The 19,668-nt window shown below is 69.9% G+C and carries 16 protein-coding genes; 1 reads left to right on the forward strand and 15 read right to left on the reverse strand.

Annotation, left to right across the window (positions count from 1 at the left end; genetic code table 11):
• Positions 1-166: 166 nt before the first annotated feature.
• The 15 genes from Scani_RS38390 to Scani_RS42285 form a co-directional block, all read right to left on the reverse strand.
• Positions 167-1,288, reverse strand: coding sequence for an NUDIX hydrolase (locus tag Scani_RS38390; protein ID WP_246296502.1), 1,122 nt, complete (start codon positions 1,286-1,288; stop codon positions 167-169).
• Positions 1,289-1,355: 67 nt separating this feature from the next.
• On the reverse strand, positions 1,356-1,853 hold the full coding sequence (locus tag Scani_RS38395; protein WP_159482667.1) for an NUDIX domain-containing protein: 498 nt from the start codon (positions 1,851-1,853) through the stop codon (positions 1,356-1,358).
• Positions 1,850-2,269, reverse strand: coding sequence for a MazG-like family protein (locus Scani_RS38400; RefSeq protein ID WP_246296503.1), 420 nt, complete (start codon positions 2,267-2,269; stop codon positions 1,850-1,852). Before Scani_RS38400 ends, Scani_RS38395 begins: the two co-directional genes overlap by 4 nt.
• On the reverse strand, positions 2,266-4,602 hold the full coding sequence (fxlM, locus tag Scani_RS38405) for a methyltransferase, FxLD system (RefSeq protein ID WP_159482668.1): 2,337 nt from the start codon (positions 4,600-4,602) through the stop codon (positions 2,266-2,268). The genes Scani_RS38400 and fxlM (Scani_RS38405) overlap by 4 nt, the downstream gene beginning before the upstream one ends.
• Before the next feature lie 255 nt (positions 4,603-4,857).
• A complete protein-coding gene (locus Scani_RS38410; RefSeq protein ID WP_159482669.1) occupies positions 4,858-5,271 on the reverse strand; it encodes a GFA family protein in 414 nt (137 codons plus the stop codon).
• Between the two features lie 26 nt (positions 5,272-5,297).
• Positions 5,298-6,491: a methyltransferase domain-containing protein gene (locus Scani_RS38415; RefSeq protein WP_159482670.1), complete on the reverse strand. Its 1,194-nt coding sequence runs from the start codon at positions 6,489-6,491 to the stop codon at positions 5,298-5,300.
• A gap of 131 nt (positions 6,492-6,622) precedes the next feature.
• A complete protein-coding gene (locus tag Scani_RS38420; RefSeq protein WP_159482671.1) occupies positions 6,623-8,119 on the reverse strand; it encodes an NUDIX domain-containing protein in 1,497 nt (498 codons plus the stop codon).
• A gap of 87 nt (positions 8,120-8,206) precedes the next feature.
• The gene (locus tag Scani_RS38425) at positions 8,207-10,204 is read right to left on the reverse strand and encodes an ATP-binding cassette domain-containing protein (RefSeq protein WP_159482672.1); all 1,998 of its coding nucleotides are present in this window, start codon (positions 10,202-10,204) and stop codon (positions 8,207-8,209) included.
• Between the two features lie 506 nt (positions 10,205-10,710).
• A complete protein-coding gene (locus Scani_RS38430) occupies positions 10,711-11,970 on the reverse strand; it encodes a hypothetical protein (protein ID WP_218039247.1) in 1,260 nt (419 codons plus the stop codon).
• 16 nt (positions 11,971-11,986) lie between these two features.
• Positions 11,987-14,038: a methyltransferase, FxLD system gene (gene fxlM / locus Scani_RS38435; RefSeq protein ID WP_159482673.1), complete on the reverse strand. Its 2,052-nt coding sequence runs from the start codon at positions 14,036-14,038 to the stop codon at positions 11,987-11,989.
• Between the two features lie 37 nt (positions 14,039-14,075).
• Positions 14,076-15,149, reverse strand: coding sequence for a lanthionine synthetase LanC family protein (locus Scani_RS38440; RefSeq protein WP_159482674.1), 1,074 nt, complete (start codon positions 15,147-15,149; stop codon positions 14,076-14,078).
• Positions 15,146-17,104, reverse strand: coding sequence for a lantibiotic dehydratase family protein (locus Scani_RS38445; protein ID WP_246296530.1), 1,959 nt, complete (start codon positions 17,102-17,104; stop codon positions 15,146-15,148). Before Scani_RS38445 ends, Scani_RS38440 begins: the two co-directional genes overlap by 4 nt.
• Before the next feature lie 160 nt (positions 17,105-17,264).
• Positions 17,265-17,453 carry an FxLD family lanthipeptide gene (locus tag Scani_RS38450; RefSeq protein ID WP_159482675.1) on the reverse strand — a complete coding sequence of 63 codons (189 nt, stop codon included), beginning with the start codon at positions 17,451-17,453 and terminating at the stop codon, positions 17,265-17,267.
• A gap of 388 nt (positions 17,454-17,841) precedes the next feature.
• Entirely contained in the window at positions 17,842-18,222 is a 381-nt protein-coding gene (locus Scani_RS38455) for a DUF6415 family natural product biosynthesis protein (RefSeq protein ID WP_159482676.1), read from the reverse strand.
• 65 nt (positions 18,223-18,287) lie between these two features.
• Positions 18,288-19,079, reverse strand: a complete 792-nt coding sequence (locus tag Scani_RS42285; protein WP_159482677.1) for a TauD/TfdA family dioxygenase — start codon at positions 19,077-19,079, stop codon at positions 18,288-18,290.
• A 168-nt stretch (positions 19,080-19,247) separates the two neighbouring features.
• Between Scani_RS42285 and Scani_RS38465 the strand changes: the two genes are divergently transcribed.
• Entirely contained in the window at positions 19,248-19,667 is a 420-nt protein-coding gene (locus Scani_RS38465) for an NUDIX hydrolase (RefSeq protein ID WP_159482678.1), read from the forward strand.
• The last annotated feature ends 1 nt before the right edge of the window (position 19,668 follow it).

Consider the following 19,668-nt stretch of genomic DNA (forward strand, 5'->3'; position numbering starts at 1 on the left):
TCCTTGACTGCACTGAGGGCTGCTGTGGGACGGTCGGGCAAGCGAAGATGAGCGGTCGCCGGGCTGCTGCGACCCCTAAGGCGACGTCGGGGGATCAGGGTCCGCGGCAGGGCGAATCTGCCTGCGTCAGCCGGTTCAGGACCAACGGGTGGTGCGGTACGTGCGCTCAGGACAGACCGCCCTTCGGGGGGAGTTCCGTGATCGGTGACGGCGCGGTGAGCGGGATCCCCCATCGCGTCCTGGCGATTCGTGCCGCCTGCTCCGCTTGCTGATAGCCCTGCTCGCCCCAGCCCAGGAGGGCGGCGGCCTGATGGGGGGTGGCCAGCAACCGGGCGAACCGTCGCCCGGTTGCCGGATCAACCAAGGAAGGCCCGGCCCCGACGATTGGCGCGACCAGCCGCAGTCGGGCGCACTCGCCGATCCCTCCGTAGACCTCCCCGGTGGCGTCGTAGACCCAGCCCAGCCGCTCCACCTCGCCGAGGGTCAGTTGCGCTTCCTCTGCGGCCTCGCGTACCAAGGCGGCTTCCGGCGAGGCGTCGGTGGGTTCAACGGTGCCGCCGGGCAGCATGGCCAACGGATCTTCCGGGTCGATGACCAGCACTACCCGGCCGTCGGGGGCGAACAGCCAGCCCCACGCCTGCCGGATGGGGAGGTCTTCTGGGGCGCGGCCGGGATGCCAGGGCCAGTCGCGTCCGGCCCGGGGCCGGGTGTGCACCTGGTACCGGTCCAGGGGCGGAACGGGGCCGACGTGCCGGCCTCCGCTGAGGTGGGCGGTGATGCCGGCCAGGCGGGCGCGCAGCGCGGCCAGCAGGATCTGTGCGTCGACCGGGACCATCCGCTCGGCCGCCGCCCGCGCGTCGAGGAACTCGTATCCGCTCAGCTCGTCCTCGGGCAGACGCATCCTGGCGATGTCCCGCGGGGTGAGAGTTCCGCCGTCCATCACGTAGCGGACCTCGCCGGGAAAGGGCATTCCCTCGGTGCGGTCCGGGTGCCCGGGGGCGAGCCAGTGCACGGCCAGAAGCCGTCCCAGTGGCATCGACAGGCCGAGCTCCTCCTGGACTTCACGCCGACAGGTCTCATCGGGGCCTTCGCCTGCTTCTACGCAGCCGCCCGGCAGCAGCCACTGCGTGCGGTAGGTCGGCTTGACCAGCAGGACACGGCCGATCTCGTCGGTGAACAACGCCGCCGCGCCGAGCCAGACCGAATGCCGTGAGCGTGCGTATTCCTCGTGTGACATCTCTGGTTGTCCCGGTGCGGCAGCCGAGGTGCTGCTGGCGGAGGTGTCCACTGATGCTCCTTCGGTAGAGGGACGCTGATCGCGCCAGGGGAGCGGAGAGGCTCCGCTCCCCTTCGGGCTATGGCAGGGCTGTCTGCTCCAGGTAGCAGACCGATCGGGTGTGGCGGGCGCGGGCGACCGCCTGGAGTCGGGCGAAGGAGGGCGTGGACATCTCCTTCTTCCAGACGTCCAGTGACTTGACGGCGACCTCAGTGTGTTCGTCCGGGTCCAGGACGATTCTGTCGATCTGTTTCCTGGTTAGCCGGCCGCCGTCGAAGATGAATCCGATCTTGTGGGTGGTCCACTGCCCGAGCGGGGGCAGGAAGTGCACGGCCAGCAGCTGCGGTTCGACAGCGAGAGCTAAGCCCGTTTCTTCGAGGCATTCGCGGAGCGCGCACTGCCAGGGCGTTTCGTCCGGGTCCATGTTGCCGCCGGGCCACTGCCACAGGTCAGGGGTGCGAGCAGCACGCAGTTGGAGCGGGCGGTATGCCTCGTCCGTGACGAAAAGACACCCGTAGACGGTGGCTTTGGGCAAGGTCGCGATGTACTGCTCGGGAGGCAGCCACGTGCCGCTCATGCTGTCTCCCCAGGGGACGGACGGTCGGCAGCCGACACAGCGAGAAGGAACTTGGCGGCCTTCGCCGCCAGTTGACGTCCGAGATACTGCTCCGCGTCGTCGGGGCGCATGCGCGCGAGGGCGACCATGCCCGTGATGATGACGTCTGCGACCTCGGCGTGGACGTCCTGCCAGGTGTGGCTGTCGCCCTTGCGGGGGTTGGTGCCGCGGGCACCGATGACGGCTTGGGAGGTTTCCCCGGTCTCCTCGGAGATCTTCAGCACCTGCAAGGTCCACTGCTCTGCTTGATCCAGGCCGCGTGCGTCGTCGTGGGCGTCGAAGCGACGGGCAAGACGCCCAATCGTCTCCCAGGTGTCCTTCTCCACCGGGCCGGGCCCTGCCGACGGCGGCGTCGCCGGCTCCGTCCTCGAGGTCATCGGCCGCCTCCCGCCTCTGCGAAGACCGCTGCTTCGAGCGTGGCCTGCTCGTCAGGGTGCTGGCCCGGCCACTGGAAGACCAGGCGGGAGGAGGTCTTGTCCAGGATGTGCCCGGTGGGGAGTTCGTGGTCGGGAGTGCCCGCGGGGTGCACGGTCATCTGCGGGTAGCCGGTCCCGCGCACGTGCTGGTCCCAGGACCGTACGCAGGCGGCCATCTGCTCCGCCAGGGACGGCCCGGCCGGGCCGACGGAGTGGACGATGAACTCGGAGCGGCGCTCTTCAGGCGTCTCTCCGTCCTTGACCAGGACGTGAGTGAGGTAGGCCAGTGAGCCGTCCGCCACGGTGGCGGCGGCGTCCGCGCCGCGCGGGAGGTCGGCCAGAGCAGTGTCCCGGGCGTCGGCCAGCCGGCAGAACCCCGGCAGGGTGGTGGCCGCATAGAGCTGCAGGGTCTCGAAGGACTCCATCCCCGCAACGGTGACGCCGGTGGGCAGCTCATGTCGCGGACCTCGCAACGCGTCCTCCAGGCCGGCGGGATCCGGGGGCGTGCCGTCCTCGTGGCACAGCTGGAGTTCGCCCCCGGCCACGTTGGTGATCGGGGTGCTGCGGGCGGCGGCGCCGCGATCGCGGACGAACCCGCAGTAGGTCCACTCCCGTGCGTGCAGCACGTCTCCGTGCCGCTGGAGCGCGATGGCGCGGGTGTAGCCGTGGATCTCCAGCGGCAGCACCAGATAGCGGCCCTCGGCCAGCTGCTCTCGCCAAGCTGGGGAGATGTCCCAGCAGTTGTGGGTGATCATGCTGCCGTCGAAGCCACCGCGCGGCACGTGCCCGGGCGCGCCCTGGCTGCCGTCGCCGAGCAGCACCGTTACCTGTCCGCGGCCGGCCTCTGCGGTGAACCGCTGGGTGCGCTGGACGACGTACGGGTCGAGGTCCACGGTGACCACGCGCCCGGCCGGGGCGACGACGTGGGCGATCAGCTCGGCGTTGTAGCCGCCGGAACCGGCCTCGAACACCATCATCCCCGGCTCCAGGCGCAGCTTCTCGATCATGTCGGCTTGCAGCCAGGCCGCGCTCACCGAACTGACCGCCGTCCCCGTCTCGTCCCGGCTGGTGACGACGGCAAGGTCGTCGTCGTAGGCGATCCGCAACGGGCTTTCCGGGGTGAACCGGTGCCGCGGCACCGTCCTCAACGCGTCTTCCACTGTGGCGGAGGGAGCCCAGCCTCCGGCGATGACGTGCTCGGTCATCTCCTGCCGCCGACGGATGGCTTCGGCCGGTTCGCCGCCGACAGCCGGGGGCGCGATCGCATGCGGGTAGGAGTGCACCGGCGGCAGGCTGGGCAGGACGCCGGGCCACACCGCTTCCAGTGCGTGGGCGGTGGGTGTGAAGAGGGCTCCGAGGTCGGTCAGGGCGTGCAGGTCGTGCCACTCCCACCGCCGGAAACGGTGCGGTTCGGGCAGGCCGAGCGTTCCGCCCCACACACTGATGCGCACCACTGCGGACAGGCGCCGGACGTCCGCACGGTCGTCGTGGAGGATGGTCAGCAGGTGGGCGTCGCCGATGTCGGCCGTCAGGCCGGTCTCCTCGGCCAGCTCCCGCACCGCTGCCGCCTGGAAGGACTCGCCGGCCTCGACGCGCCCGCCGGGCAGCTCCCACATCCCCCGCGTCGACCGGCCGAGCAGCACGCGCCCGCAGTCGTCGGTGACCACCGCACACACCCCTACGACGGACTGCGGCTCCGGCCGGCCCTTCTCCACCGCGGCGAAGTCCCCGGTGGGACCGCGCAGCACCAGGACCGCCAGGCCCTCCGCCTCGAACCGCTCCACCTGTGACCATCCCTCCGCTAGCAGAGCGATCTCCTCCTCGTCCATCGCGATGAGTCGTCGCTCCTCCGGCGTGGTCGCCACCACAGGAGTGATCACCACCAGTGCGCCGCCCGTCCGCAGGCGCGCGGCGAGGCGGTGCAGGACCCGGGTGCGATCGTGCAGGAAGGGGAACACCAGGCGCAGGGTGATCAGGTCGTAGCCGCCGTCGCTCAGCTCTGCCGGATCGTCGTGCTCGATGTCCAGGCACAGCCACCGCACCCGCTCGGCGCCTGCGCGCTCCTTCCGGGCACGGGCCAGGGCACCTTCGGCGAAGTCGACGGCATCGACGGTGTAGCCGAGTTCGGTGAGGAAGGCGGCTAGCTCACCGGTGCCGCAGCCCAGCTCCAGAGCCCGCCCGTCGTCCGGGGCGGGCGCGTGCCGGGCGAGCAGGGACCTTTCCGAGTTACGGAGTGGTCGAAACCCGCGACCATCCTTGTAGTGCTGAGACCAATCGGCTCGGTCGTATGACACAGGGTCGCTCCTTGTCAGCGGTGGTGTACGGCGGTTCACACGCGATGGATGGCACGAAGGTGTGCCAGGTGCGGCCGGACCGCCCGAGCAGGTCGGGCTGCCGCGGACTGCTCGGGCCGGTCGTGGGCTGTTCGGGCACCGCGTCCGACGGGGTCGCAGATCGCTGATCGCGAGCACAGGCGGTCCGGACTTGGACAGAGGGGCAGTTGCGGGGCCTTTGCCGCAGCTGGAGTCGAATGGACGCTCGGTGCGAGGTCAGGTGACGCTGCTGTGCTGGGCATCTGGAACCGGGGGCAGCCAGGAGACGGCGTCCTCGCGGAAGCTCTGGTTGACCGGCACGAGGCCGGACGCGTCATCGAGTGCCGAGAGGGTGATCGCGATGCTGTTGGTCCCGTCGTCGAGAGCGCACAGCTGGCTGCCGCAGCCCGGGCAGAAGCCACGCCGGGAGTCCGGCCAGGTGTAGTGCCAGACCGGTGCGCCGCCCTCCCCGGTCCAGGTCAGGCCGCTCAGAGGGAAGGAGACCCAGGACATCATCGGGCCGCCCGACAGCCTCTGGCAGTGCGTGCAACTGCAGGTGTGGGGATAGTCGGCCTGGCCAGTGATGGTGAAGCGGATCCTCCGGCACAGGCACCCGCCGGACCGCAGGGTGCTGTCGGCCCTCATGCTCATAGGCTCGTCTCCTGTGGTGATGTGGGTCATTGCGTTGCCTCCTCGGTGACGGTGTGCGGCGTGGGCAACCGCCAGGTCAAGGCGCCCTGCCCGCGGCCGGCGCTCACCCACTGTTCGCCGTCGGGCTCAAGTTCGAGCCGGTAGACCTCCGGCTCTCCGGCGACCCGCCACCGGACGGTCGTCTCGCGGATCTCGGCCCAGATGTCCCGCGGGCCACTGGCTGTGACCGCCCATGTGCCGGTTTTGTCCGGGCGGGCGGCCATCCAGGAACCGCAGCCGGGCGCGCCGATTACGAGGTCGTCGACCCCCCTGTGCCGCACCAGGCCCGGGTGCAGGGCGTCCAGCGCGAGCCAGAAGCCGCGGGCCTCATCCGACGGCGGAACCCCAGCGGATCGGAAGGCCCGGGCCTCCGCGCTACCGGCGGACCGCGCTGTGATGCGCTCGCGGAACGCTGCGGACAGGAAGATCTGCTTCCGGCCGTGCCCCGCCCGGTGGGCGAACTCCACCGCCCGCAGGTGCGAGCTGACCCGCCCGTCCGGGCACCGGGAGATCACCGCCAGCGCGGGCCACGACGGCGACGTCGTCGTGATGTGCATCAGCATCCGCCCTCCTGGGGCGAGTTGATCCACCAACGCTCCCGGCACGCAGGGGAGGGCGAACGAGACGAAGATCCGGTCGTACGGGGCGCGCTCCGGCCAGCCGTCCTCCCCGCTGCCGCTCACCACGGCGGGCCGGTACCCCAGGGCCCCCAATCGAGCCTGCGCGGCTACCGCGATGTGCTGATCTCGGTCGAGGGTGACCACGCCGGTGTCCCCGCAGATGTGACAGGCCACCGCTGCGGTCACCGCGGCTCCGGTGCCGATGTCGAGTACCCGATGTCCGGGCCGCAAGTCCAGCTCCTGCAGCAACGAGGCGGTCAGACTCATCACGGTCGACATGGACGTGATCACCCCGCCCGACCGGGCACGGCCGGTCCGGCCCAGGAGGGATTCTGCGTTGTGCTGGATCGGCACGCTCTCGCCGCTATACAGCACCGCGAGCAGCTCCTCACGGTCACCCGGCTTCGACCAGTCCAGCAGGTCCCAGCGCGGCGGACGTTCATCGAGCGCGCTACGCCTCACGTACGCCTGCGGCATCAGCACCTCGCGCGGTAGCGCGAGCAGGGCCTCACGCACCGGGCCGGCGCCGAGGGCACCGGCTGCCTCCAGCTGGGCGATCATCGCCGTCCGAGCAGCCGCTGCTTCACCTGCGGGGCCGGTCCTGGGCCGCCTGCCCCGGTCGGCCGGGCTCTGCCGTGGTAGCGCGTCGCCTTGCGTGCCCGTTCGGTTCGCTCCTTGGCTCGTCTCAGCGGTCATGACCAGCCCATCTCCGTGTAGAGGCGGCCTGCGCGGATGCCGTTGATGGCTGCTCTGGTATACGGAACGACCGGCTCGGGGAGCTCTTCGGGATTCCAGAAGCGCCAGCCGATGCATTTGTCGGGCTCCCGGATCTCGGGAGTCCCGGACCAGGACCGGGCCCGGAAGACCAATCCCATCCGCGGGGTGTAGCCGGGGGCGTCCACGAGGTGGACCACGTGGGCGAGTTCGACGTCTCCGGGGTCGATCACCAGCCCGGCTTCCTCCTGAGCCTCCCGCACGAGGCAGGTCACGGCGCTTTCGCGCTCGCAGTGGCCCGCGAGGAAGTGGTGCATGGAGGCGGCGTAGGCCGAGTCGGGGTGGCGCAGCCCGAGCAGCACTCGCCCTTCGGTGTCCTCCAGGTAGAGGTGGACGCCGATGACGTTCAGAACGGTCCCGCTCGGCGCGGGTACCTGCGTGGTCGGTGGACGGGGCGTCCCCGCGAGCCCGGACCCGCCTGATGCCAGGCCGGCGGCCCCGCCTGCACGTGCAGCGTGGCGCTTCACCAGATCGACGGTTGAGGGGCTGATCCGCAGCCGGGGGAGGACCTCCGGGTCGAACCACGCCAGCATCACGCCTTCGGTCAGGGTGAGGTCGGCAGGGGCGCCGTTCCAGCGGCCCGAGTAGATGGCGATGGAGATCGTTGCGCCGTCGTCGCTGCGCGCTTCCTCGACGGCGAACGGCTCCAAGTCCGGCAGATCGAGGCCGGCTTCTTCCCGCAGTTCCCTGCGGACGGTCTCTTCCAGCGACCGGTCCTGCGCTTCACGGCCGCCTCCCAGGAGCGACCAGGCTCCCGGTTCCCAGATGCCGGGAACGTCATCACGCAGGTGAAGGAGGTACTGTCCGGCGTCGTTGTGGATCAGGGCCGAGGCATTCACTGGCTCGGCTACGGGGGCGGAGGAGCCGAGCTTGAGCAGCTTTTCGCGCAGCGTGGGCGAGGTGACGCGGTCCAGGGAGCGCCACTCCCACCCGGAGACTTCTTCGGCTTGGAGGGTGATGGCCGCCTCGCGCTCGACGAGGCGGAAGGGGAAGCGCAGGTCGTAGTGCTGGTGGGCCGATTCGTTCTTCGCCGGACTGGCGTCGATGTCGTGCACATCGATGTCCAAGGGCACACCGGCGTACCCGGGCCAGGCGGATACGGCGTGTGGTGGGATGCCGGCCTCTTCGTGCAGTTCGCGCAGGGCCGCCGCGGCGAGCGTCTCATCGCCGGGCTCGGTGTGGCCGCCAGGGGCGAGGACCTTCCCGCTGGCACGGTGATGGATGTGCAGCACCCGGCCGGTGTCGTCGATCAGGATGGCGCCACAGGTCACGTGGCCGGGGAGGGTAGTGCGACTGGTCGGGTCGGCAGGGCGGTCGAGAGCCGTCAGGAGAGCGTCAAGACCGGAACGCTCGTCCGGGTGGCGTTCGAGATACGCCTCGACGGTGCTGCGGATGAGGGAGCGGCTGGGCGGCATGTCATCACCTCGGAATCGACAGGAGGGGAAGTTCGGCGCTGGAGCGCCGCCTGGGGAGGGTGTTCGGCGGGGTTCTGTGAGCAGTGCTCACCGGGCTCTCTTGTGCTCACGCGTGTCTTCGCGCCGAGGTGCGGGGAGTCCGTCTGCCGGGGGAAGGGCGATTCCGTACTGGGCGGCCTGCGCTTGGAACATGCCGTGGTAAAGGCCACCGGCGGTCATGAGCTGGTCGTGTGTGCCGTGTTCGGCGATGCGCCCGTCGTCGAGGACGTAGATGTGGTCGGCGGTGGTGGTCGCGGCGAGACGGTGGGTGATCAGCACGACCCCGGTGCCGTTGCCGGCCATGGACCGCAGGCGCTCGAACGCTTCGATCTCGGCGTGCGGGTCGAGGGCGGAAGTGGGTTCATCCACCAGGAGGAACGGCGCGTCGCGGTAGCGGCTGCGTGCGTTGCCCAGCTTCTGCCACTGTCCGCCTGAGAGCTGCACGCCGCGTTCATAGCCCTTGAAGACGATGGAGTCCCATCCGTGCTCCAAGCCCTCGATCAGGTCGCCCACGTCGGCGGCCTGTGCAGCGGCCTTGACCTGGGCCATGTCCCGTGGGCGGTCCCCGGCACCGACGGCGATGTTCGCGGCGGCCGTCATCTGCCAGTGCGGAAAGTCCTGCGCCAACAGCCCGATGGAGCCGAAGACCTGGGCCCGGTCGGCCTCGCGTACCTCCACCCGTTCCCCGTTCGCCCCCTCCCACCACAGCTCTCCGTTGCTGGGCAGCAGCAGCCCGGCCAGGAGCTTGGCCAGCGTGGTCTTGCCGGAGCCGTTCGCGCCCACCAGCGCCGTCACCTCGCCCCGGCGCACGGTGACGCTCACCTCGCGCAGCGAGGGCGTCGTCGCCCCTGGGTAGATGAAGGAGAGGTCCTGGACCTGAATCGCCCGCACGGGGGAGGGGAGCGGTGCACCCGTCGTCGGGATGGCGTGTTTCGCTGCCAGCTCGGTGGCTACCTCGGTGTCGCCGAGCTGCAGCATCTCCTCGTACATGCGGTTGACTTGCTGCACGAGGGAGGTGAGCTGGGCGGTGGAGTTGCGGATCGCGACCACGGCGGTGCCACCGACCGCCAGCGGAAGTCCGCCGCTGGTCAGCAGCCACCACAGCACCCCGTAGCAGCCCAGAGACGCCACACCGGAGAACGCGCCGGCGACGAGGTCCGTGCGAGCCTGGGCCCGGGCCAGGCGCCGCTGCTCGGTTTCCATCAGCCCCGACATCTCGCTGTACCCGCGCAGCAGCAGCGCGGAGGCCGCGTGCACCCGGATCTCGCCCGCCGCGTGCGGCATCGTCAGGTACTGCAACAGGGTGGACACTGCCCGGCGGTGGTCGACCCAGTGCAGTCGCGAGATGTATTCGCGCCGGGCGGACCGCACAGCTCCCCAGCCCTTGGGAAGGGCGATGGCCAGCAGCATCGGAAGGAGAGCCCAGTGCAGCGAGGCCAGCACGACGGCCGCGGCCACCATGCCGATCACGACGCCGGAGGCGCCCACGGACAGGCCGAGCATCCGCCTGGCGGAGTCGGTGCCGAACTTCCCGGCCTCCAAGTGCCGCTGCACGTCCGGCTGTTCAGTAGCCTCGACCTCCACCCGTGCGAGGGCACGGTAGTACTGGGTGGAGACGGCCCGCTCGACCTGCGGTTCCAGCCGTCCGGACATCGCTGTCGACCAGGCCGATAGCAGGGCCGTCCCCACGGCGACGACCGCCAGCACCAGCAGCGCAGGCACTGACTGCCGCAGCTTGTCTCCGGTCGGGCCGTCCGCGAACAACTGGTTGAGCACACCGTTGACGGCCACCAGGCCGAGCGCGGCCGTCACACCCTGTGCGATTTGCGAGACCACCAGGCCGATCAGTGCCCTTCGGTCTGCGGTCCATCCGGCCCGTAACACGACACCGACCATGCGCGGCAGCGCTGCGGCCATCTGCCCGAACCGCATACGGGCGACCGCACCTTCATGCCCAATGAACGCCTGGTCCCAGCGCAGCCGTCCCCCGAACAGCTCGCGTTCCGCCGCTGAGACGCCGTCCGCGTCTGCCTGCCGGCGCTTCATGCGGATGCCTCCGTCGCGGTCGCGCCTCACAGCCCGGGCTAAGCGGGTCACATCGATCCGCAGCTTCATACCCACCACCACGTATCCGGACGGGATGAGTGGAGAGCACGTTGGGAAGAGGCGTCAATCACGTGACTGGGGAGGCCCGCCGCTACGGCCGCGGGCCGCCACCGTTCGAATCGAATGGGCTGATGTGCGTCGACCTGCACAGGGTTCATGGCTCCTCCAGAACGAGCGTTGGTGGGCACAGGCGCTCTAAAGAACGGCCCGTCCTGCTCCCCGTAACGGGTGAAGAGGGGGCAGTTAGTGGATGCACGTTCTATTCGGTGGCGGAAGGTGGGCGCGGCTTTGGTTGTGGATGCAGGCCGGCACTCGAACGGTGCGTTTCACTCCTTCGTGGGCTTGCGTCGCCTTGGTCGATGCAAGTCCGGGAGGGGTGTGCGGGCATCGCCCGGAGGGCAGTGGCGCTGGCGGTGCCGCTGCCCTGGCGGGCGGGGTGTTTCACGTCATGCTCCTGGGTGGCGGTCGTGGGTTGATCTCAAACGGGAGTCGTCATGGGGCAGTCCGTTGGGCGGTGCCGGCCCTTCGGATGCGGATGATTCGTAGGCGGCGGGTGTGCGGCGCAGGTGGGTGGTGATCGCTTGGCGCAGTGTCGGCCGGACGGATTGTCTGCGGGACGGTCGCAGAAGACCGCGGAGGTCGACTTCCGCTTTGTCTACGGCCTCAGTGAGGGTCTGCATGTGGGTTGTTGAGAGTTGCCCTGTGCCGAGCCCTGAGGCGGTGAGCACGGCGCCAAGTTTCTGCATCTGGGTGCTGGTCAGGTGGGGACGGGTTACGGAGTGGTTCAGGACGTCGCGAGCGGAGTAGGCGTCGAGAATGGCCACGTTCGCCACGGCATCCTGCAGCGGGGGCGTGTGGGGGCTGGTTCGGTCATGGGCCAGATCGAGCGCGGTCAGTCCGGCTCTGGTCTGGAAAGCTGCTGTCGAGGGGTCGGGCGTAGCTATCAGTGCGGCTGCCCCTTGCAGAGCGAGGTCCAACTCCTGCTGCGGCGCGGGCGAGACCGCGGGCCGGCAGTGGAGACGCAGGAGGGCCGCGATGGCGTGCTCCCACGGTTCCGTGGGGACGGTGGTGTCGATCGTGTCGCGAGCCTGTTGGTCGAGGCCGCGTTCCATCAGCGCCATGATCTGGAGTTGGCGGCCGTCGAGGAGGCGTCTTCCGATGCCGCGGTGCTTGGCCATGATGTCGGCGGCCTCGGTCCAGCGGCCGATCCGTGCCAGGGCGCGGGCGCCGTCGACGAGCACGGTGACCCACAGTTCCTGGCAGACCTTGCGGTGGTTCGCGTCCGTGTCGGTCAGTGCCCACAGGTCGACGGTGCGTCCGTGGATCTCGGCTGCCCCGCGCTTCTGGGCGGCGCGGTAGAGGCGGGCAAGGACGTTGTAGGCGGCTTCGCCGTCGCCCTCGCGGGTCAGCAACCGGGAGACATTGATAAGGGGCATCAACGACATCACAGCGACATCGCCCGTCAGGCGCCCGGCGGCCGCGAAGACTTGGTGCTGTCTCCAGCACAGGTCGGCTGCCAGGGCGGGCATCCCTACGTCGGAGGCGATCAGCGCGGCATAGTTGAGGACCCCGCAGGCACGTGCCACCAGGTCGTGGTGGCTCGCGCCTGCGGGTGCGATGGACAGCGCGTTGAGGTGGGTGATGCGGTCGTCCAGCGGGAGCGCCGGCGCCTTCGAGCGGCAGACCAGAGGGATGCGGCTGGCCATCGCGGGGAGCATCGGCTCAGCCCTTGCGCGGCCAGTCGACGACGAGACGGCCGTACGTCTTGTCGATGATGAAGCGCGGGTCGGCCGCCGCGAGCTTGTCGCGGGCGTCCCCAACCGCCATGCGGAAGGCGGGCTCCGGCCCGGTGTTGCCCCAGCCTGCATCCCAGTCGCGGATCTCGCTCACGACCTGTTCGGCGAGCGCGTCGCCTCGGGAGCCGTGGCCGAGTACGCCGATCTCCCAGAACCGGCCCTCGTCGTCCTCCCCTTCGCGGATGGTCAGATAGGCCAGGGAGTCGCAGTCGAGCGCGGCCATGGAGCCCCAGCCGAAGTGCGGGGTGAAGCCGGGGCGAGCGCCGGGCAGGCGCGACAGGCCATTGGGCAGCACACAGGCCAGGTACAGGTACAGCCACTCCCACGGGTCGCCCTGGCGGAACTTGACGCCGGTGTAGATCTTGGTCTGCGGCTGGTCCAGGACGGTGCGGATCGCGTCGTGGTCCACGTTCTGCTCGCTGAAGGTCTCCAGCCGGACGTTGCCCTCGCCGGCCATGGGCACGAGGGTGTAGATGTCGTCGCAGACGCCCTTGCGCAGGGGAATGAAGGTGGCCATCTCGCAGGAGACGGTCTTCCAGTTGTCGCCGTCCCGCTCGAAGGCAAAGCTCCGGCTGATGCTGCCGCGAATCCGCATGGGCAGGACCAGGCGTCCGCCGGGGGCGAGCTGGTCGAAGATCTTCACGGGGAGGTCGCCCGCACCGACGGTGAACTGGATGCGGTCGTACGGGGCGTGCTCGGGAAGTCCGGCGGCGCCGTCGGCCAGCATGGCGGTGACGTTGGTAGCCCCGGCCTGGGCGAGGTTCTTCTGGGCACCTGCGACGAGGTCCTGGTCGACGTCCAGGGTCCACACGTGCCCGCTGGGGCCGACGAGCTTGCCCAGCAGGCGGGCGTTGTAGCCGGTGGCGGCTCCGGCCTCCAGGACCTTGTGGCCGGGCTGCGCACCCAACTGTTCGAGCTGGGTGGCGACGATGGAGGGCGCGGAGATGCAGGAGATCATCTCGCCGTGCTCGTCGTGCTTGATGGGGACCGCGTCCTCCTTGTACGCCGACTCGATGTCGACGCCGGGCAGGAACTGGTGGCGGTCGGTGGTACGGAAGGCATCGATGGTGCTGGGGGTGCGCAGGTGGCCGCTGTCGACGAGGCGGTTCGCCAGGGATTCGCGCAGTTCGGCGGGGTCAGTGACGGCTGTCACGGTGGTCTCCATTCGAGCGAGGTTAGGGTCCGCAAAAGTGGACCGGCGGGTAGACGCGTCAGCGCCTTCCCCTGTGGAGAAGGCGACTTGGCGGCCCAACCACGCAGTGGCGGCCTGCACGGTGGCAGGCACGCCGGCGCGGTTGAACGCGAAGATCGCGTGATGGGCGAGGACGGCGCGCAGACCACGTATCAGTCGTCCATCAGCGGCGAGCTGACGCAGGCGACGGCCTGCGTCCTTGAAGGCGGCGACGCGCTCGGCCCAGCCCGGTTCAGCGTCCGGCCGACGGCCGGCGTCCGCGTTCATCAGACGCCGCATAGCCGAGACTGAGCGGTCGAGCGCGGTCCCGGTGGGCGGAGCGACGGGGGGCCGCAGGGCGGCGAGCTGGGACCAGACGTCTCCGGCCTCGAACGGGTCCAGGCCGGCTTCGCGAATCATGGCGGACAGCAACATCACGCAGCGCTCGCGGGTGCCGGGGCTTCCGTTCTCGGGCAGGGCGCTGCGGCTGTCGGCGCAGAACACGTCATGTGCGACGTCCATGCCCTCGGGCCCGCCGAAAGCATCGGTCTCCGGCTCGTAGACGCCGCCGACCCAACCGGTGGCCTGCTGTTCGGCGACGAGGCTGTCCAGCACGGCGGCAGAGGGGCGCTCGGTGCGCAGCCGCAGCCCTGAGTCCTTGCGCAGGAAGTGGAAGCGCTGGTCGTGCAGCGCGGCCGACAGGACCTGGGCGGCTTCGGGGCTCACCGAGCCGCCGGGGAAGGCCACACTGGCGTGCCACCAGGTCGTGTCCAGGGTGATCGGAAGGTTCTCGTCGTCGAAGTCCATACGCGTGGGCGCTCCTTGTCGGTGGGATCGGTGCGGGTCAGGTGATCAGCAGAGCGCTGGTCCAGTCCGTGGCGTTCGTGCCGATGAGGGCGAGCTGCGCGCCGCTGCGGCCCTCCATGAAGCCGGGCTTGGGCAGCCGATCGAGGTCTGCGGCCAGGCGCTGTTGCAGGTCGCCGATCGCGGGGGTGAAACGTTCGGGGGCGGGGCTGTCAGCGGCAACGGCGCGGGCGAGCGTTACCAGACCGGCCCAGCCGTGGCACAGCGTGGCGTCGGTGATCCGAGCGAGGTGGAAGCGGTCGGTCAGCGTGCGTGCGACGGTGTCCTCTGCAGCATGGCGTCGGACCGGGTCGCCCAGGGCAAGCGCGGCGAGCTGTTGGGCGCGGGCGATGCCGGGCCGGCCGTAGCACCATGACTGGCGGGCGGTCTCCGGCTCGGGCGGCTCGGCAGCGTCCAGTTGGGCGCGGGTAGTCCAGTAGCACCCGCCGAACCTGTCCAGCCAGCGCGCGAACACCTCGATCGCCTCGCGCTGCCCCGGCACCTGGACGTCGCGTCGGGCAGCGAGAGAGAGCACCGTCAGGGGACCGGCGACGCCGTGCGCCATGCCGTTGTTGCCGTGCCCGCCGGCCATCTCCTCACCTGCGGGCCCGACCGCGGACCACCATCCCGGCAGCTCCCGGCCCGCGATGCGGACCGGCCGTGACAGGGAAACGAGGTAGGCCAGCACGTCCGTCAGCCGGGCGGAGGGTGCTCCGCGGGTCAGGAGAAGCGCGCCCAGACCGGCCAGGCCGCGGATGAGGTCCCATTCCGCGAGGTTGGGCAGAGCCCCGGACGCCTGTCGTCGCCGTGCTGCGGCCAGCCGGGCATCCACGACGCGGTCGACGACTCCGCGGACGTGGCGGCCGGCATGCCCGGTGCGGGCAAGCACGAACTCCAGCGCGGGGGCTCCGTGGAACAGAGACGCGTTGCCTCCGGCGCTCACGCCGTGTGCGACGGCTTGCGTGAGGTGGCGCCGCACAGTGGACAGGTCGCCGAGCTCGATGTCCAACAACGCCATCCCAAGAGCGCCCTCGGAGAGATCCTGCGTGCGGGGTGGGAACCCCGTACTCGTCATGAACGTGCCGCCAGGGGAAGGACGAGGCTGTGGGCCCGGCCACCGATCCAGCCATCGCCGTCGGGCGGCGGTGCCTCGTGCAGGGTTGCGACGCCGATGGGGCTGGCGTCCAGGTGAGCGCGCAGCAGGTCCAGGTGCATGTCCTGGCTCAGATCGAGAGGGAGTTGCTGATCGTCCTCGGCCAGCAGCACGCGCTCCGGCACCCGGAAACGGCCTCGCCAGGCGTGCAGTTGCTCGGCCCATTCCTCGATAGGTGCGGTACGGCCGGGCAGATCCCGAGTCCGCACCTTCCACCGCGCGGCCGCGAGGATGGAGCGCCGGTAGGTGAGTGCCGGGGTGAAGGGCAGTGTCCATGCCGCGCCCCAGTCGAACCAGGTCACCTGAGGTGCGGTGGCCCGGCTGATCTCGCCGAGGAACCGAGCCATCGGGGGTGTGTAGTTGTTCCAGAGGAAGTTGATCGCGGTCGGAGCCAATAGTTCCAGGTGCGTGCCGGTGGCGATCTCAACCAGGCAGGGGCGGCCGTCGCGGACTCTGACAGCCAGGTCGGAGGGGAACAGCACACCGTCGCCAGGGTGGCGGAACTCGCCGACGCTGACGACCCGGGGCAGCACTCGCGGGGTGCGGGTGAGGAGGTCGGCCGGGACGCGCCCGGCGTGGAAGGAAAGCTGGGCCAACTCGGCGCCGGGCTCGACCGTGGGCAGATCCGTGTACATCGCCCCCGTATCCGGGAGCAGGTGCCAGAACCGTCCCGACATCGAGCCGGCCGAGCGGGAGACGGTGACCACGCGGAGCCGAAAGTTTCCTCGCTCCAGAGCCTGGACCGAGCGGGCATGTACCTGAGCGGCCAATTCGAGGTGAGGCGCGGTGAGGTTGGGCTTTTCCCCGGCCGCTTCCAGCTCCTCGATCACCGCGCCGGTCAGGGCCACGGAGCGGGTGCCTTCGACCGCTGCGGTTCCGGCCAGCTCCAGCAGGAGCCGGTCGCGTCGGGACATCGGGCGGGGAGGCTCGACCACCTTGACGAACCCGTCGGGGAAGCCCACACCTCTCTCGGGGTCTGTCGCCACCTCCACCGGCACCGCGGTGTGCTCGCCGTAGCGCTCCGTGAACCATTCGACCCAGCGGCGCCAGGCCGGAGCGCCGTTCGGGTGCGTGGCGAGCCGGGCAAGGACGGTCGCAGCGGTCTCCGCCTCGGTCAGGACTTCCCGCGGCAGCACCACCGTGGCGTCCAGCCGTAAATCGGTGGCCGCCGAGCGGTCCCGCACCTGCGCGAGCAGAGCGGGCGGTAACGGGTCGGTGGGGTCGATGACGGTGGCGGGTGCGCGCAGCGACGAGCGCAGCAGCCGCACCCGAAGCAGCTCTCCGAGCAGCTTGACGCGGCTGCGTTCGGAGGTGGCCGGGAACTCGGCGGCGAGCTTGTCCGCCAGGAGTGAGTAGCGGATGGGGGAGCGCGCTGCGTTGAGGACGAACCTGAGGGCGGGGCTGCTCAGCGCGAGGCGGAACTCGGCCTCGCCCTCGGACGGCACGTAGATGTGTCCCTCGCGCTGCTGGGCAAGGGTATTGACGCGTACGTCGACGTCGGCCATCCGCGTGCCGTCCGTCTCCCATGCGCTGATCGCCTCATCGAGCGCCACCGGGTCGGGACGGGTGACGGCCTGGTGGCGGTGGCCGAAGTGGACCTTCGCCGTGTCGCCGAACTCGATCAGCGTGACGCCGGCGAAGTAGCCGTACGGGGTGGAGCGGCGCTCGTACCGGATCGCGTATCGGGCCGTGGCCAGTGCCGCCCGGCGCACACGGCGCAGCTTTGGGAACCGGCCGTCTAGGATCCTCTGCACCTGGAGGGCCAGATCCGGGCTGGCGCTGGACACCGCCTGTCGGAAGGGGCCGTCGCCCCACACTGTGCTCAGCCACGAACGCCACTCTTCAAGCGGGGCCGCTCGCCCCGGCCAGGACGGCATGGCCGGGGCGGCGAGGTTCACCGCAGCGCGCAGCATCCCTTGCCCGGCACACTGGTACAGGCTGTGTCGCACGCGTGTCATCACCACTCCGTTCTTGGTAGGCGGGGTGCTGGCCGGACGGGCAGGTCCAGTCCGGCCAGCACTGCCGAGCTGTCCCGGCTTACGAGGTGGTGCAGGCGCTGGGACAGGAGCTGCCGCAGGTGTCGCCCGTGGTGCACATCAGGACCGTCTCGCTCGCCGGCGTGCCCTCGATGAAGGCGATGTCGAGCCCGAACGGGTCGACATCGTCGAGGATGTCGAGGGTCGGCTGCACGGGAGCGACCGGCTTCTCTGTGTGAACGGCGGTCATGCTTGCCTCCTTGGTAGTGGCTGAATGTGCAAGGTGCCTGGACCCGACCGGGCCCAGGAGCTTTGGCGCACAACTGCGCGAACCGGCAGGACGGCCTTCGGAGTTCGGCTGAAGGACAGTCCCGGAAGTCACTGCTGCTCTTTCCTCTCTTCAGGCCAGGCGTGTGGGGAGGAGCCAGTGGAGGGGAACTCCTCCCCGCACACTTCGTCCGGCACCGAGCCCTGGCGCGGGTCCGGCTGCCGGGTGGTGCACCCGCCCACCAATCGGACCGTCACGCACCGACGGCGGCGGGCGGTCTGTGGTCACGGGCCTACGGACAGGGCCTCGGTGGCGCGGCGGAACCAGTCTTCGGGCAGGCCGGTGCGCTGAGGCGTCTCTTGCTTCGCGTTCAAACGGTGCCCTCGTCGGCTGGGGCAGGGGCGGCGCTGCCGGTGCCACGGAGCAGGGCTTGGATCAGGCGCGCGAGGTTCTGCGCTCTGTGGGCGGCCCCGCGCTCCGAACAGCCAGGAGGCGGCATGTAGAGACGCCGGGCGGCTTCGCTGAGCGTCGCCTGCGGCCCGCAGCGGAGATCCGAGTCGGCCGGCAACCGGCGGCACACAGCGGCGAGCTCGCCTTCGAGGACTCGCCCATAGGCGGTGAACGCCTTCACCAGGTCCAGGCTGACGTCGACCTCCGGCAGGCTTCCGCGGTTCAGGTCCCAACTGAGGACCGTCTCGACGAGCGGCAGCATCGCGGCCTTGTCGGGGACCACCCGGGTCAGGGCAGTCACGTGACCACCTGTTTTGTGCGCCCCCACGGCATTCCTCGGGACTCGAGTCCCCGACAGCGTCGCGCTCATGACATGGCCTCCACACGCGCGGGGGGCTGGGGTGCGTACAGGGCAGGCGCGAAACCGTGACCGAGGTCGAAGCGCGGGTTGCCCAGGGCCCGCCAGTGCACGCGGTCACCGACAAATGCTGTACGGGCGTGCAGCCATCGCTCGTTGTCGAGGAGATATCCCTGGCCCGGCTTCAGGGGAAGGGGCTGTTGGTAGCGAAGAGCTGCCGCCTTGAGGTCGGGCAGGTGCGGCTGGACCATGGGGCTCCATCGGGCGAGAGCATCGAACCGCAGCCGTATGGCCATCCGTCCGCCGCTGTGAGGGCTGAGGACCTGGGCGGCATGTCCGTCTCCGGCGCCGAAGTACGCCGTCCTCGGCAGGGACAGGGCATCAGCAGCTTCACCACCTTTGTGATGCAGCAAGTCGGCGTGCACGCTACGTCCGTCGGTGAGCAGGCATTCGCCTCCTCGGTCGGCGGGCTGGGCGCAGACCAGCAGCATCAGACGCGGAGGATGGGGGAGGCCGGACCGTTCCGTATGTGGGTCGAGCTCTCCGTTGCCAAGGCCGGCGAACCCGGGCCGGCCGGCGTGGCGCGGGGTGTCGCGGATGGTGGTCAGCCCATCGGAGTCACTGTCGCGGTGCACGGAGATGGTCATGATGCGGGAGGCGAAGGCCCGTACCGCGTCGCGAGTGGCGAGCCCGGCGACAGTGACCAGACCATCCTTGCTCAGTTGCTCGGCGATCTGGGCCGATGCGCCCGGGGCTTTGTGATTGAGGAAGTGCGCTGCAAACAGATCACCGGGGCGCATCGTGTGACTCCTTCGTCGGCGGTCAGTGGCTTCACTGTCGAGATCGGAGGCGCAGAAGGTAAAGCGACTGATTGTCGACTCCGGCAAATCACCCAAGAGCAGTGAGCGTTGAACGCACCGTGCTACGGTCCGAACACTCCGGCACTGCCCTGCACTGCGAGGAAACTCATGACGTACACGCCCCCCACCTGGCCCGTTTCCGTCAAAGGTGTCGCCCTGGATGTGCGCGGCCGGGTGCTGCTGCTGAAGAATGAGCGTGAGGAGTGGGAGCTGCCCGGCGGCCGGCTGGAGGCAGCAGACCCAAGCCCCGAGTGCACGGTCGAGCGCGAACTGCAGGAAGAGTCCGGCTGGATGGTCAAGGCGGGGCCGCTGCTGGACACCTGGATCTACCAGCCGCTTCCGCAGACCCACCCCGAACGACGCGTCGTGATCATCACCTACGGCTGCACGGTCCTCACACCGGAAGCGGACCCGGTGGTCAGCCACGAGCACAAGCAGATCGGAGTGTTCACCGCAGCCGAGGTCCCGGGACTCACCATGCCCGAGGGCTACAAGCAGTCCATCGCCACCTGGTACGGGCGGATGTAAC

Source organism: Streptomyces caniferus (assembly GCF_009811555.1).
Lineage (GTDB): Bacteria > Actinomycetota > Actinomycetes > Streptomycetales > Streptomycetaceae > Streptomyces > Streptomyces caniferus.

Excerpts from the sequence above, each read along its gene's own strand:
- Scani_RS38395 (WP_159482667.1), bottom strand. The coding sequence starts at position 1,853 with ATGAGCGGCACGTGGCTGCCTCCCGAGCAGTACATCGCGACCTTGCCC.
- Scani_RS38400 (WP_246296503.1), bottom strand. The coding sequence starts at position 2,269 with ATGACCTCGAGGACGGAGCCGGCGACGCCGCCGTCGGCAGGGCCCGGC.
- Scani_RS38410 (WP_159482669.1), bottom strand. The coding sequence starts at position 5,271 with ATGAGCATGAGGGCCGACAGCACCCTGCGGTCCGGCGGGTGCCTGTGC.
- Scani_RS38415 (WP_159482670.1), bottom strand. The coding sequence starts at position 6,491 with ATGATCGCCCAGCTGGAGGCAGCCGGTGCCCTCGGCGCCGGCCCGGTG.
- Scani_RS38420 (WP_159482671.1), bottom strand. The coding sequence starts at position 8,119 with ATGCCGCCCAGCCGCTCCCTCATCCGCAGCACCGTCGAGGCGTATCTC.
- Scani_RS38425 (WP_159482672.1), bottom strand. The coding sequence starts at position 10,204 with ATGAAGCGCCGGCAGGCAGACGCGGACGGCGTCTCAGCGGCGGAACGC.
- Scani_RS38430 (WP_218039247.1), bottom strand. The coding sequence starts at position 11,970 with ATGGCCAGCCGCATCCCTCTGGTCTGCCGCTCGAAGGCGCCGGCGCTC.
- fxlM (WP_159482673.1), bottom strand. The coding sequence starts at position 14,038 with ATGGACTTCGACGACGAGAACCTTCCGATCACCCTGGACACGACCTGG.
- Scani_RS38440 (WP_159482674.1), bottom strand. The coding sequence starts at position 15,149 with ATGACGAGTACGGGGTTCCCACCCCGCACGCAGGATCTCTCCGAGGGC.
- Scani_RS38445 (WP_246296530.1), bottom strand. The coding sequence starts at position 17,104 with ATGCCGTCCTGGCCGGGGCGAGCGGCCCCGCTTGAAGAGTGGCGTTCG.
- Scani_RS38450 (WP_159482675.1), bottom strand. The coding sequence starts at position 17,453 with ATGACCGCCGTTCACACAGAGAAGCCGGTCGCTCCCGTGCAGCCGACC.
- Scani_RS42285 (WP_159482677.1), bottom strand. The coding sequence starts at position 19,079 with ATGCGCCCCGGTGATCTGTTTGCAGCGCACTTCCTCAATCACAAAGCC.
- Scani_RS38465 (WP_159482678.1), top strand. The coding sequence starts at position 19,248 with ATGACGTACACGCCCCCCACCTGGCCCGTTTCCGTCAAAGGTGTCGCC.